Here is a 13,721-nt window from a genome sequence, read left to right on the forward strand (position 1 = left end):
CCTGTGACCATCCGGCACGGTCACCCCGAGCCGCGCGAGGGGTCTGGCGCGTCCCGTTCAGATTCCGCGCTGCGCTCGGAATGACCCGAAGGCGGCATCTCTTGTCACCCCGCGCCGCGCGAGGGGTCGTGCGCGTCCCGTTCAGATTCCGCGCTGCGCTCGGAATGACACGTCGCTGCGCTCGGAATGACCCGTCGCTGCGCTCGGAATGACCCGAAGGCGGCATCTCTTGTCACCCCGCGCCGCGCGAGGGGTCGTGCGCGTCCCGTTCAGATTCCGCGCTGCGCTCGGTCAGATTCCTCGCTGCGCTCGGAATGACACGAAGGCGGCATCTCTTGTCACCCTGCGCCGCGCGAGGGGTCGTGCGCGTCCCGTTCAGATTCCTCGCTGCGCTCGGAATGACCCGTCGCTGCGCTCGGAATGACCCGTCGCTGCGCTCGGAATGACCCGATTGCGGCATCTCTTGTCACCCTGCGCCGCGCGAGGGGTCGTGCGCGTCCCGTTCAGATTCCTCGCTGCGCTCGGAATGACCCGTCGCTGCGCTCGGAATGACACGTCGCTGCGCTCGGAATGACCCGTCGCTGCGCTCGGAATGACACGAAGGCGGCATCGTCAAGCGTCATTGGTATAACTCCTGTCGATTGACAATTCTCCCCGGCTATGCTACCTTGCAATGGCGTTTTCTCGCGTTCTGACGGTAGCCGGGGAGGCATATGGCAGTCCTCGCAGTCAATGGCGGTTCACCGGTGCGCACTCGCCCCTGGCCCCGCTGGCCGCAGTGGGATGCGCGTGAAGAGCAGCGGGTGCTCGATGTGCTCCGCAGCGACGATTGGGGCGGGTTCGCGCCGGTTGTGGAGGAGTTTGAGCGCGCTTTTGCACAGCACCACGATACAGCATTCGGCATTGCCGCAGTCAACGGCACGCAAACGCTGGTCGCGGCGCTCATGGCAGCGGGCATCGGTCCCGGCGATGAGGTGATTGTTCCCCCCTACACCTTCATCGCTACCGCATCAGCGGTGCGGCTGGTCGGCGCCACCCCGGTGTTCGCCGATATCGAAGCGGACACCTACAACCTCGACCCTGATGCAGCAGCGGCGGCAATTACGTCGCGCACCCGCGCGATCATTCCGGTGCATTTCGCGGGTCACGCTGCGGATATGGATCGCTTCACGACGCTGGCGCAGCGCCATCATCTGCTGTTGATCGAAGACGCCGCGCATGCGCACGGCGCGTCGTGGCGCGGTCGGAAGTGCGGATCGCTCGGCGATGTCGGGTCGTTCAGTTTCCAGAGCAGCAAAAATATGACGGCTGGCGAGGGTGGCGCGCTGACAACGAACAACCGGGCGCTTGCCGATGCCATCCGCAGCCGCGTCAATCAGGGGCGCGCTATCGGCGGCGCCTGGTATGAGCACCCACATCTGGGCACGAATATGCGTCTCTCTGCCTGGCAGGCTGCCGTTCTCCTGGCGCAACTCGAACGTCTCGATGAACAGACCGACCGGCGCATGGCATGCGCGCGCCGCCTGAATGCGTTCTTCGCCGATGTCGAGGGCATTCAGCCGATGCGCTGGGACGAACGCGCCGACCGACACGCCTTCCATCTGTACATGGTGCGCTACGATGAACGCGCCTTTGGCGTGCCACGCGACCGGTTCGAGCAGGCGCTCGAAGCGGAAGGCATTCCATGCTCGACGGGCTATCCCTTCCCGCTCTACCGACAGGCGTCGCTTGGTGCGGCGTTTGCCCGGGCAGAGGCATGCCCAAATGCCGAACAGGCGTGCCGTGAGGCGATCTGGCTGCCGCAATGGCTGCTGCTCGCCGATCCCGACGAAATGGATGACGTCGCGACTGCCATTATCAAAATCCGTGACCATCGGGATGAACTGCGCTATGCTGTCGTCCACTGATCAGTATCCCAAACTGCGCGCTATCGATATTCGCCGGGTGATGCACGATGGGCAACCGTCGTTGCTGCTGCGCGATCCGCTCCAGATTTCAGACCGCTTCCTGGTGATTTCGCAGGGACTCGGTCCAGCGTTGCTCTTCTGCGACGGCAAGCATCACCGCGCGACGATTGCCGGGAAACTTCGCTCGATGCTCGGCGTGCCGGTTGATAGTGCGCTGGTCAATCGTCTGGTCGATGCGCTCGATGAAGCGTTCCTGCTGGACAATCTGCGTTTCAGGGAAGAACACGCGCGGGCGCTTGCCCGGTATCGCGCGGCGCCGTTTCGCCCGCCAGCCCTGGCAGGACAGTCGTACCCCGCCGATCCGGCGGAACTGCGCCGGTTGCTCGATGATTTCATTGCCGCAGTCGGTCCGGTCGCTCCGGCGCCGCCAACCGGTCGCGGTGTGCTCAGCCCGCATATCGATTACGCGCGCGGCGGTCGGGTGTATGCCCAGGTCTGGCAGCGCGCCGCCGAGATGGTGCGCGCTGCTGAAATCGTTCTTCTGATCGGCACCGATCACTATAGCCCCGAACCGGTCACGCTGACACGCCAGCGGTATGCGACGCCCCTCGGCGTCCTGCCGACCGATACGTCGGTCGTCGATGCATTGGCGGCAGCCATCGGCGAAGATGCTGCATTTGCGGGCGAATTGTATCACCGTGTCGAACACTCGCTCGAACTGGTAGCGGTGTGGTTGCAATACATACGCGGAGATGCGCCTTGCCCGGTTATTCCCATTTTGGCAGGTTCATTTGCACGCTATATGGACGGCGACGACCCGGCGACCGATCCGCGCTTCGAGGCGCTGATTACAGCCCTGCGTCGGATTATTGCCTCCCGACACGCTGTGGTAATCATCTCCGGCGATATGTCGCACGTCGGACCGGCATTTGGCGGAGCGCCGTTGAGCAACGCCGATAAAGAGGCGTTGCGCCGCGCCGATGAACTGGTGATCGACCGAATGCGCGCCGGCGACGCTGCCGGTTTCTTTCGCGTCATTGCCGAAACCGGTGATCGCCAGAATATTTGTGGACTGCCGCCGACATATCTGGCGCTGCGTCTGATGGACGCCGTCGAAGGTGAGTTGACGGCGTATGCGCAATGCCCGGCAGACGACGAGGAAACGTCGGTGGTGTCGATCTGTGGGATGGTGTTTGGGTGAGCGGCGCGAGGCGAGAGGCGAGAGGCGAGAGGGGCGAGGGACCCGACCATGGCGTCGCGCGAGATGTATCGCGCATTGGTGGCGAGGCGAGAGGCGAGAGGCGAGAGGCGAGAGGGGTGAGGCGAGAGGGTCCCGACAATGGCGTAGCGCGAGATTTATCTCGCATTTGTGGCGAGAAGCAAGGCGCGCGGCGCGAGGCGAGAGGGGCGAGGGACCCGACCATGGCGTCGCGCGAGATTTATCTCGCATTTGTGGAGAGATGCGAGGCGTGAGGCGTGAGGCGTGAGGTGCGAGGCGTGAGGCGCGAGGCGCGAGGCGAGAGGGGCGAGGCGCGAGGCGCCCGACCATGGCGTCGCGCGCGATGTATCTCGCAATGGCGTCGCGCGAGATGTATCTCGCAATAGCGTCGTGCGAGATGTATCTCGCATTGGTGGCGCGGCGCGCGGCGCCCGACCATGGCGTCGCGCGCGATGTATCTCGCATTGGTGGCGCGGCGCGCGGCGTGAGGCGTGAGGTGCGAGGCGCGAGGCGCGAGGCGTGAGGCGCGAGGCGCGAGGCGCGAGGCGCGAGGCGCGAGGCGTGAGGCGCGAGGCGTGAGGCGTGAGGTGCGAGGGGAGAGGCGCGAGGTGGGAGGCGCGAGGCGAGAGGGGCGAGGCGCGAGGCGCGCGGGTGGGAAGGTTGAATGCGAGAACGTCCCCGACCTTTGAGGTCTGCTCCACCTCTGTCGCAATGCCAGGCAATAATCCGCTGGCGGAAAGGATCGTCTCCTCTTGATACACGTCGCCGCGACCTCAAAGGTCTGAGGTGCAGGTGGACGGATGTGGGACGGGAAGGTTTTCCTGACCCCTCCAGGGAAGTAATATGTCGGACATGCGATCCATTATTGGAGTTATCGCTCTGATCCTGGCGCTTACAGGATGCGGCGGCATCCCGCTGCCCGGGATCGGCGGCGCGCCGACAGCCGTCGAGCAACCAACGCCACCGATTGATACTACTACGCCGGTGGTTACCGACACTGCGACGCTACAACCATCGCCGGAAGTGACCCCGACCCTCGCGGCAACGACGGTTGCCGAAGCGCCTTTGCCCCCGGTAACCATGCCTGAGCCGACCACACCTGTCGTCCTATCACCATCGCTAACGGCGACCGTAGCCGCGCCAACCGACACCCCCGGACCGACGGAAGAACCGTTGTATCTGCAACCATCCCCGATCCCCGGCTTGCCGACTGCGCCACTACCGACCGACACGCCAACTCCGAGCGCGACACCAACTGCCACGCCTGTGGCGTCGCCGACGCCGGATGCGAATATGACGCCATCGCCGACGCCAACTCCCACGTATCCACCGGTGCCGATTGTGTCGTCGCTGCGCGGAACAGTAGCGAACCCCGGCAATGTGCGCGCCGATCCGAATGTCAGCGCCACACCCATCGACCGCGTGAACCAGGGTGAAGAGGTGCAATTATTGGGGCGCAGCGATAACGGGCGCTGGTACCTGGTGCTGACCGTGCGCGGCGTGGCGGGTTGGGTCAGCGCCACACTGCTGAATGTGCCGCCGGAGACGGCCGTGCTGGTGCCGGTCAACCCCGACATCGCACTGCCAACACCGCCAGGCGGGACGCCGTAGCGCCTGGTTGAAAACTGCGCGTCGTTGTCATTACAGAAGCGCAAGCGACGCTTACGGCGCGCGCAGCAAGGGCTTATGAAGATCAAGAATTCAATCCGGTCAACCTGCGCCGCCAGGTTGCGCATTCGCGGCACTGCGGGCTGAAGCCCGCGCTGAGTTCGTGAACGCCCCTGCGGGGCTTCCAGGTCTTAGCGGCGCTGCGGGCTGAAGCCCTCGCTGAGTTCGTGAAAGCCTCTGCGGGGCTTCCAGGTCTTAGCGGCACTGCGGGCTAAAGCCCTCGCTGAGTTCGTGAAAGCCCCTCCGGGGCTTCCAGGTCTTAGCGGCACTGCGGGCCAAAGCCCTCGCTGAGTTCGTGAAAGCCCCTGCGGGGCTTCGATGTCCTGCGCGCGGACTGATGAAGATCAAGAATTCAATCCGGTCAACCTGCGCCGCCAGGTTGCGCATTCGCGGCACTGCGGGCTGAAGCCCTCGCTGAGTTCGTGAAAGCCCCTGCGGGGCTTCCAGGTCTTAGCGGCGCTGCGGGCTGAAGCCCTCGCTGAGTTCGTGAAAGCCCCGTTGGGGCTTCCAGGTCCTGAGCAAGGGCGTTAGCCCGCAGCTCAGAGAACGTGCGGCTCAGCCGCACGGGTCGGGCTTGAAGCCCGCGCTGAGTTCGTGAACGCCCCTGCGGGGCTTCCAGGTCTTAGCGGCGCTGCGGGCTGAAGCCCTTGCTGAGTTCGTGAAAGCCCCGTTGGGGCTTCCAGGTCTTAGCGGCGCTGCGGGCTGAAGCCCTTGCTGAGTTCGTGAAAGCCCCTGCGGGGCTTCCAGGTCCTGCGCGCGGGCTGATGAAGATCTAGAATTCAATCCAGTCAACCTGCGTCGCCAGGTTGCGCATTCGCGGCACTGCGGGCTAAAGCCCTTGCTGAGTTCGTGCAAGCCCCTGCGGGGCTTCCATGTCCTGAGCAAGGGCTTTAGCCCGCAGCTCAGAGAACGTGCGGCTCAGCCGCACGGGTCGGGCTTGAAGCCCGCGCTGAGTTCGTGCAAGCCCCTCCGGGGCTTCCAGGTCCTGAGCAAGGGCTTTAGCCCGCAGCTCAGAGAACGTGCGGCTCAGCCGCACGGGTCGGGCTAAAGCCCTCGCTGAGTTCGTGAAAGCCCCTGCGGGGCTTCCAGGTCTTAGCGGCACTGCGGGCTAAAGCCCTTGCTGAGTTCGTGCAAGCCCCTGCGGGGCTTCCATGTCCTGAGCAAGGGCGTTAGCCCGCAGCTCAGAGAACGTGCGGCTCAGCCGCACGGGTCGGGCTTGAAGCCCGCGCTGAGTTCGTGAAAGCCCCTGCGGGGCTTCCAGGTCTTAGCGGCGCTGCGGGCTGAAGCCCTCGCTGAGTTCGTGAAAGCCCCGTTGGGGCTTCCAGGTCTTAGCGGCACTGCGGGCTAAAGCCCTTGCTGAGTTCGTGCAAGCCCCTGCGGGGCTTCCATGTCCTGAGCAAGGGCTTTAGCCCGCAGCTCAGAGAACGTGCGGCTCAGCCGCACGGGTCAGGCTAAAGCCCTTGCTGAGTTCGTGAACGCCCCTCCGGGGCTTCGATGTCCTGCGCGCGGGCTGATGAAGATCTAGAATTCAATCCAGTCAACCTGCGTCGCCAGGTTGCGCATTCGCGGCACTGCGGGCTAAAGCCCTTGCTGAGTTCGTGCAAGCCCCTGCGGGGCTTCCATGTCCTGAGCAAGGGCTTTAGCCCGCAGCTCAGAGAACGTGCGGCTCAGCCGCACGGGTCGGGCTTGAAGCCCGCGCTGAGTTCGTGCAAGCCCCTGCGGGGCTTCCATGTCCTGAGCAAGGGCTTTAGCCCGCAGCTCAGAGAACGTGCGGCTCAGCCGCACGGGTCGGGCTTGAAGCCCGCGCTGAGTTCGTGCAAGCCCCTGCGGGGCTTCCAGGTCTTAGCGGCACTGCGGGCTGAAGCCCTCGCTGAGTTCGTGAAAGCCCCGTTGGGGCTTCCAGGTCCTGCGCACGGGCGTCAGCCCGCAACTCAGAGAACGTGCGGCTCAGCCGCACGGGTCGGGCTTGAAGCCCGCGCTGAGTTCGTGCAAGCCCCTCCGGGGCTTCCAGGTCCTGAGCGAGGGCTTTAGCCCGCAGCTCAGAGAATGAGCGATTCGGCAGAGCGCGAGGTTGAGATGCCCCCACCCCGCACGCTGGTTCGCTCCGCTGAGGAACGTCGCGCGGTACACGCCTTGCGCGACCGTGCACCGCAGCCCTATCTGCGTACACGGGCCGCCGCGCGGCTCACCATCGCCGATGGCAGGCGTCCGGCGGTCGTCGCACGTTCCGGCCTGTGCCGGCTCCGCGACCCCGCTCCCGTCTCTGTTCGGCGCAACCGCTGGTTGGCGGAAGGGGTCGACGGACGCGCCATTCGCAATGGACGTGGGAGCACGCCCGCCTTTCCCCCTCAGCCCCCAACGCTGGACGCGGCGCAGACGGAGGGGCCGCATTCGGCTTCAGCGTGCCCCGCGCACCGGCGGTCCGGATCAGCCCCGCTGGACCCTGGCGGGCATCCGCCCATCCTGCACGGGGGGACCATCCCGCGCGTTGCCCGGCGTCCACACCATCCGGGATCGGCTTCATGTCGTCTGGAAGCGGACCCGCGCCAGCAGACGCAGTCCTGCTCCGGAGGATGATGACCAACGGGCGGTCATTGCGGTCCTCCTGGTCCGGCTGCACGCCGCCCCTGAGCGTAGCCGCCTGGGGTTTCTCGATGCCGTTCCGATCGCGCGCCAACCCACCCTGACCACCGCCGATGCGGTGCGCGGCGACGATCAGGTGCGCGCCTATCTCCGTCAGCGCGCTACCACGCTGGCGCGGGTGGGCGCTACACTGGATGGGCGCACGGTCCAGGTCGGTGTTCGGCGCGCCACCCGCAGCACGGCGCCGACGTTGGCGCTGTGCGCTCAGGCTCTGCGTGCCACCGATTTGGCGGTCGCGTGCATCGACGTCGGGCACGATCCCTGGACGGAGCATCCCCATCCCGATCGGCTGGTGGTCTGGGAACCGCACCCCACGCCCGCTCCGTGCTATCGTCTCAGCCATTGGTCCACCAAACCGAGCGCGGCGGCAAGCCGAAAAAGGGGTCCGGTGGCAGTGACCGATCCAGCTGGCGCCGTGGCCGACGTATGCCTCGTGGGGTCATCCGAGTCGAGAAGCTGGGGCGCCAGATGCGGCAAACCGTGCCCCCCTGCCGCGCTGGGCGGGCGATCTCCCCCGGCTGCGCGCAGAGGTTGATCGCGTTCTCACCCGTTTCGCTGGCGGTTCCGCCGACCGCCTGTGCTATGTCGGTTTATCTACCGGACTTAATTCTTTAAGGATCATCAGCCCGCAGCGTCACGCACCACCCCACAGCCCCGCAGGGGCTTGCACGATCTGAGCCAGGGCGTCAGCCCGCAGCGTCGCACCACGCCACAGCCCCGCAGGGGCTTGCACGACCTGAGCCAGGGCGTCAGCCCGCAGCGTCGCACCACGCCACAGCCCCGCAGGGGCTTGCACGACCTGAGCCAGGGCGTCAGCCCGCAGCGTCGCACCACGCCACAGCCCCGCAGGGGCTTGCACGATCTGAGCCAGGGCGTCAGCCCGCAGCGTCGCACCACGCCACAGCCCCGCAGGGGCTTGCACGACCTGAGCCAGGGCGTCAGCCCGCAGCGTCGCACCACGCCACAGCCCCGCAGGGGCTTGCACGACCTGAGCCAGGGCGTCAGCCCGCAGCGTCGCACCACGCCACAGCCCCGCAGGGGCTTGCACGACCTGAGCCAGGGCGTCAGCCCGCAGCGTCGCACCACGCCACAGCCCCGCAGGGGCTTGCACGATCTGAGCCAGGGCTTCAGCCCGCAGCGTCACGCACCACCCCACAGCCCCGCAGGGGCTTGCACGACCTGAGCCAGGGCTTCCAGCCCGCAGCGTCACGCACCACCCCACAGCCCCGCAGGGGCTTGCACGATCTGAGCCAGGGCGTCAGCCCGCAGCGTCACGCGACCGCAGCCCCGCAGGGGCTTGCACGACCTGAGCCAGGGCGTCAGCCCGCAGCGTCGCACCACGCCACAGCCCCGCAGGGGCTTGCACGATCTGAGCCAGGGCGTCAGCCCGCAGCGTCACGCGACCGCAGCCCCGCAGGGGCTTGCACGACCTGAGCCGGGGCTTCAGCCCGCAGCGTCACGCGACCGCAGCCCCGCAGGGGCTTGCACGACCTGAGCCAGGGCGTCAGCCCACAGCGTCACGCGACGCCACAGCCCCGCAGGGGCTTGCACGACCTGAGCCAGGGCTTCAGCCCACAGCGTCGCGCGACCACAGCCCCGCAGGGGCTTGCACGATCTGAGCCAGGGCTTCAGCCCGCAGCGTCGCACCACGCCACAGCCCCGCAGGGGCTTGCACGATCTGAGCCAGGGCTTCCAGCCCGCAGCGTCACGCACCACCCCACAGCCCCGCAGGGGCTTGCACGACCTGAGCCGGGGCTTCAGCCCGCAGCGTCACGCACCACCCCACAGCCCCGCAGGGGCTTGCACGACCTGAGCCGGGGCTTCAGCCCGCAGCGTCGCACCACGCCACAGCCCCGCAGGGGCTTGCACGACCTGAGCCAGGGCGTCAGCCCACAGCGTCACGCGACCGCAGCCCCGCAGGGGCTTGCACGATCTGAGCCAGGGCTTCAGCCCGCAGCGTCACGTCGTCATCGCCAATTCTGGACGAACCGTTTCGTACCGCTTCACATAGTCGCTCATCCCCTGGGGCGCAATATTGACAAGGTCCGAAAACCCCATCCGTTTCAAGAAACTGGCGACGGCGCTGGCGCGCGTCCCGCTTTCGCACACCGTCACAATCGTGCGGTCGGTGGGCAATTCACGCCAACGTTGCCGAATCTCTCCGAGCGAAATCAGACGCACATCGACGCTGCCGTTCGGGATCACCCCTTTCTCCCACTCGAACGGTTCACGCACATCCAGGATGACAGCGTCGCCGTTCTGCACGTGGTGATGGAGCGCATCCAGGTCGCCCACGGCGATCCGCTCGACCGGCAGACCGCTCGACAGCCAGGCGCTGACCGGTTCTTGAACATACCCGACAATGTTGAACCCCTCCTCAATAAACAGGTTTGCCGTTTCCTGCGCCAACAGCGGGATGTCGCCGATGAACGCCAGCGGTGTACCGGTTCCGAGGAGCAGTCTGGCGCGTTCCACCATGTTACTCTTGTTGAACGTAATATTGACCGCACCGGCCGGATAACCTCCGGCAAACGCCAGCGCCGGTCGCAGGTCAACAAGGACTGCGCCCCTCTGGATTGCTTCATACGCCTGCTGGAGAGACAGGGCTGGCGCCTCAGCGTGGTGATGACGGTGATGGATCGCCGCGCGGGTGGCTTCGGCGGGGAGCGGCAGCACCCCCCGGTTCGTATTGCGGTGAATGAGCACCGACTCAACCGCTTCGCGTGGCACAACCCCACCGAGCGCAACAAACTCCTGCGCATCACGCGCCTGCAACAGCCAGTTGAACCGTCGCTCGAACCCGATAGTGCTGACCGGCTTGCCGCTCATCTGCTTGCCGCCGCATGCCGAGCCGCCATAGTGCGCTGGATAGATTTCGCAGTAATCTGGCAGTTCCAGCAGTCGCTGCATGCTCTGATAGATCACCTCAGGTCCTGCAAGCGGCAGATTGACCAGATCGGTGCGCGCCACATCGTTAACGAACAGCGAATCGCCGGTCAGAACCATCCATGGTTCGCCGGCGCGTGGCGTATCGATGACCGCATACGCCATATGCTCCGGCGTGTGTCCGGGAGTATGGATCGCCCGCAGAATGATATTGCCGATGCGGATTTCATCACCGTCGCGCACACGTATGTGCGGGTAGTGGACCGATGCGCCGGTAATCTCATTTTCGATATCGTCACGACTGGGCGCATAAATCGGCGCACCCGTCAACGCCGCCAGCGCCCGACCGGTCGAGAAATAGTCGGCATGGAAGTGCGTCTCGATAATTGCCGTAATGCGCAAGCCTTTATCGGCAGCCGCCATCAAATACTCTTCCGGCGGCAGACCCGGATCGACCACGGCACTCTCGCCGCTCTGCACACATCCGATCAGATACGACGCCGCAGAGATCGCCTCATTGAGGAACTGACGAAAGATCATGACATCCTCCTTGATGGTTTATACCAATTCCCTGTGACCATCCGGCATTGTCACCCCGCGCCGCGCGAGGGGTCTGGCGCGTCCCGCTCCGATTCCGCGCTGCGCGCGGTCAGATTCCGCGCTGCGCTCGGAATGACAAGAATCCTGTGACCATCCGGCACGGTCACCCCGAGCAGCGCGAGGGGTCTGGCGCGACCCGCGCAGATTCCGCACTGCGCGCGGTCAGATTCCGCGCTGCGTTTACCCTGAGCGAAGCGAAGGGCTCGGAATGACAAGAATCCTGTGACCTTCCGGCATGGTCACCCCGAGCCGCGCGAGGGGTCTGGCGCGACCCGCGCAGATTCCGCACTGCGCGCGGTCAGATTCCTCGCTGCGTTTACCCTGAGCGAAGCGAAGGGCTCGGAATGACAAGAATCCTGTGACCATCCGGCACGGTCACCCCGAGCAAAGCGAGGGGTCGTGCCCGACCCGCTCAGATTCCGCGCTGCGCTCGGAATGACAAGAATCCTGTGACCATCCGGCATTGTCACCCCGCGCCGCGCGAGGGGTCTGGCGCGTCCCGCTCCGATTCCGCGCTGCGCGCGGTCAGATTCCTCGCTGCGCTCGGAATGACCCGAAGGCGGCATCTCTTGTCGCCCCGCGCCGCGCGAGGGGTCTGGCGCGTCCCGTTCAGATTCCTCGCTACGCTCGGAATGACACATCGCTACGCTCGGAATGACACATCGCTACGCTCGGAATGACACATCGCTGCGCTCGGTCAGATTCCTCGCTGCGCTCGGAATGACCCGAAGGCGGCATCTCTTGTCGCCCTGCGCCGCGCGAGGGGTCTGGCGCGACCCGTTCAGATTCCTCGCTACGCTCGGAATGACACATCGCTACGCTCGGAATGACACGTCGCTGCGCTCGGTCAGATTCCTCGCTGCGCTCGGAATGACACGAAGGCGGCATCTTCAATCGTCATTGGTATTACATGCGTCCGCGCAACATGCCATTCCAGTACATGGCGGGCAAGCCGTAGGCTTTCAGCGCATACATGCTATACCGCTCGCGCGATTGATCGAACGGAAACGACTCCTTTGGCATCAATTGATAGTCGAACTCAGCCAGGATCAGGCTGCCGTAGCCGGTGACCAGCGGGCAGGAGGTGTAGCCATCGTAGACCGATTCGAGCGGTCGTCCTTCCATCGCAGCGACGAGATTCTCGACCACAACCGGCGCCTGCTTGCGGATAGCCGCGCCGGTTTTCGACGTCGGCAGGTTGCTGCAATCGCCGAGGGCGAACACATTCGAGTAGCGGACGTGCTGCAACGAGAACTGGTCAACCTCCACCCAACCGGTCGAAGCCGCCAGTTTGCTCTGCTTAATCACATCAGGGCTACTCATCGGCGGCGTCACATGGATCATATCATACCGAACCGAAACACGCTCGCCACTTGCGAGGCTCTGGAAGACCGCCTCTTTCTGGCGATGGTTGATTTCGACCAGTTCGTGCTGGAAGTGCGTCTCGATCCCTTTCCGTCGGCATACGGCGGTGAGGGCGTCGGCATATTTTTTGACCGAAAAGATGCCGCCGGTCCCGGAGAAGAACTTGATCGCGCTCCTGGAGCGCACACCGGCGCGGCGGAAGTGATCATCGGCAAGGTAGGCGATCTTCTGCGGCGCACCGCCACACTTGATCGGCGTTGACGGTTGCGTGAACACTGCAACGCCGCCCCGGAACGAACGGATATTCTCCCATGTGCGATCAACCGTTTCGTAGGAGTAGTTGCTGCACACGCCGTTGCGCTCCGCCAGCGCCTCTCGCAATCCCTTGATTTTATCCCAATCGATCTGAATGCCAAGTGCCACAACCAGATAGTCGTAGGTCAGCGCATCGCCATTCTTGAGCGCCACCCGATTCTGATCCGGATCGAAGGCGCTGACATACTCCTGGATCCAGGTTACGCCAGCCGGAATGAACTCCGCCTCATCACGCATCGACTCTTCCTTGGGAAAGACGCCGCCGCCGACCAGCGTCCAGAGCGGTTGGTAGAAGTGACGATCGTTTGGTTCGATAAGAGCAATGCGGGAGGGATCGAGAACGTTGACCAATTGAGCAGCGACGGTCAGTCCGGCAGTGCCGCCGCCAGCGATCACAACAGGATAATGGCGTTGCATTGATGCCTCCTTCAGGCGCTGATTCAACAACGGCTGCCGAACGACTTTGCAAATGCCAGGAAAAATCCGAGCGCGCGCTGCACGTCGGGATCACCCAGGGCGCGCAACAACCCGAACGCCGAGACGGGACGAGCAGCGCAGGCGCTATCCGCCAGCGACTGAGCGGCATTGCTGATCACCGCAACCGCCGAGTCTTCGAGGACGTTCGAGTCGATCAACGCTTTCGCTGCGTGCAAGCCTCTGTGCCCCAGGTGCTCGATGTCCACTCCTGCCTCACGCAGACGCATCACCAGATCGTCACCGGTGTCCACCAGGGTTGCAATCGCGCCTGGCGCCTGCTGAACCAGCGCGCCAAGCGTGGGCAGCATCGCCACCAGCAGACGAAGCGCTTCCATCGACTGCGGCGCCGTCAATTCGGCAAGGAGTCGGAGCGCCTCTTTGGTCCGCTCATCGATATCGATTCCGGATCGCTTCAATTCGTGCATCCAGCCATCGACGGTGTCGGTCATCACTGCCGCCATAGGCAACGCTTGCTGCACGAGCGCATCATACCGGTCGAGACGCTGTTCCATCCGCTCTAGTTTCGCAAGAATGAGCGCAAGAGTCTCCGTTTTGCCGTCACTGCTGAGCGTGGGATGGCTGCCGTTGCCTGGAGGCGCCGTTGCTTTTGTGGGTGTCAGGGTCGTCATCGTCTGTGTGCT

General features: G+C 64.9%; 8 protein-coding genes. 5 read left to right on the forward strand and 3 right to left on the reverse strand.

The features are described 5' to 3' along the window. The first annotated feature begins 713 nt into the window (after positions 1–713). From RCAS_RS18795 to RCAS_RS25345, 5 genes are all read left to right on the forward strand, one after another. Entirely contained in the window at positions 714–1,907 is a 1,194-nt protein-coding gene (locus RCAS_RS18795) for a DegT/DnrJ/EryC1/StrS family aminotransferase (RefSeq protein WP_012122100.1), read from the forward strand. Then, on the forward strand, positions 1,891–3,108 hold the full coding sequence (gene amrB / locus RCAS_RS18800) for an AmmeMemoRadiSam system protein B (RefSeq protein ID WP_012122101.1): 1,218 nt from the start codon (positions 1,891–1,893) through the stop codon (positions 3,106–3,108). The genes RCAS_RS18795 and amrB overlap by 17 nt, the downstream gene beginning before the upstream one ends. Positions 3,109–3,978: 870 nt before the next feature. Beyond that, entirely contained in the window at positions 3,979–4,737 is a 759-nt protein-coding gene (locus tag RCAS_RS18810) for an SH3 domain-containing protein (protein WP_232280063.1), read from the forward strand. 2,545 nt (positions 4,738–7,282) lie between these two features. Then, complete coding sequence (locus tag RCAS_RS18820; protein WP_041331103.1) at positions 7,283–7,972, forward strand: hypothetical protein; 690 nt, start codon at positions 7,283–7,285, stop codon at positions 7,970–7,972. A 129-nt stretch (positions 7,973–8,101) separates the two neighbouring features. Continuing rightward, on the forward strand, positions 8,102–8,620 hold the full coding sequence (locus tag RCAS_RS25345) for a hypothetical protein (RefSeq protein WP_157042700.1): 519 nt from the start codon (positions 8,102–8,104) through the stop codon (positions 8,618–8,620). 776 nt (positions 8,621–9,396) lie between these two features. On the opposite strand, the gene RCAS_RS18830 is transcribed toward RCAS_RS25345, so the two are convergent. The 3 genes from RCAS_RS18830 to RCAS_RS18840 all read right to left on the reverse strand — a co-directional run bounded on the left by RCAS_RS18830 (position 9,397) and on the right by RCAS_RS18840 (position 13,709). Beyond that, complete coding sequence (locus RCAS_RS18830; protein ID WP_012122104.1) at positions 9,397–10,863, reverse strand: MBL fold metallo-hydrolase; 1,467 nt, start codon at positions 10,861–10,863, stop codon at positions 9,397–9,399. 966 nt (positions 10,864–11,829) lie between these two features. Then, entirely contained in the window at positions 11,830–13,020 is a 1,191-nt protein-coding gene (locus RCAS_RS18835) for an NAD(P)/FAD-dependent oxidoreductase (RefSeq protein ID WP_012122105.1), read from the reverse strand. A gap of 23 nt (positions 13,021–13,043) precedes the next feature. Next, complete coding sequence (locus RCAS_RS18840; protein ID WP_012122106.1) at positions 13,044–13,709, reverse strand: DUF1641 domain-containing protein; 666 nt, start codon at positions 13,707–13,709, stop codon at positions 13,044–13,046. Positions 13,710–13,721: the final 12 nt, after the last annotated feature.

The sequence above is a fragment of the Roseiflexus castenholzii DSM 13941 genome, from assembly GCF_000017805.1.
In the GTDB taxonomy this organism is placed as follows: Bacteria; Chloroflexota; Chloroflexia; order Chloroflexales; family Roseiflexaceae; genus Roseiflexus; species Roseiflexus castenholzii.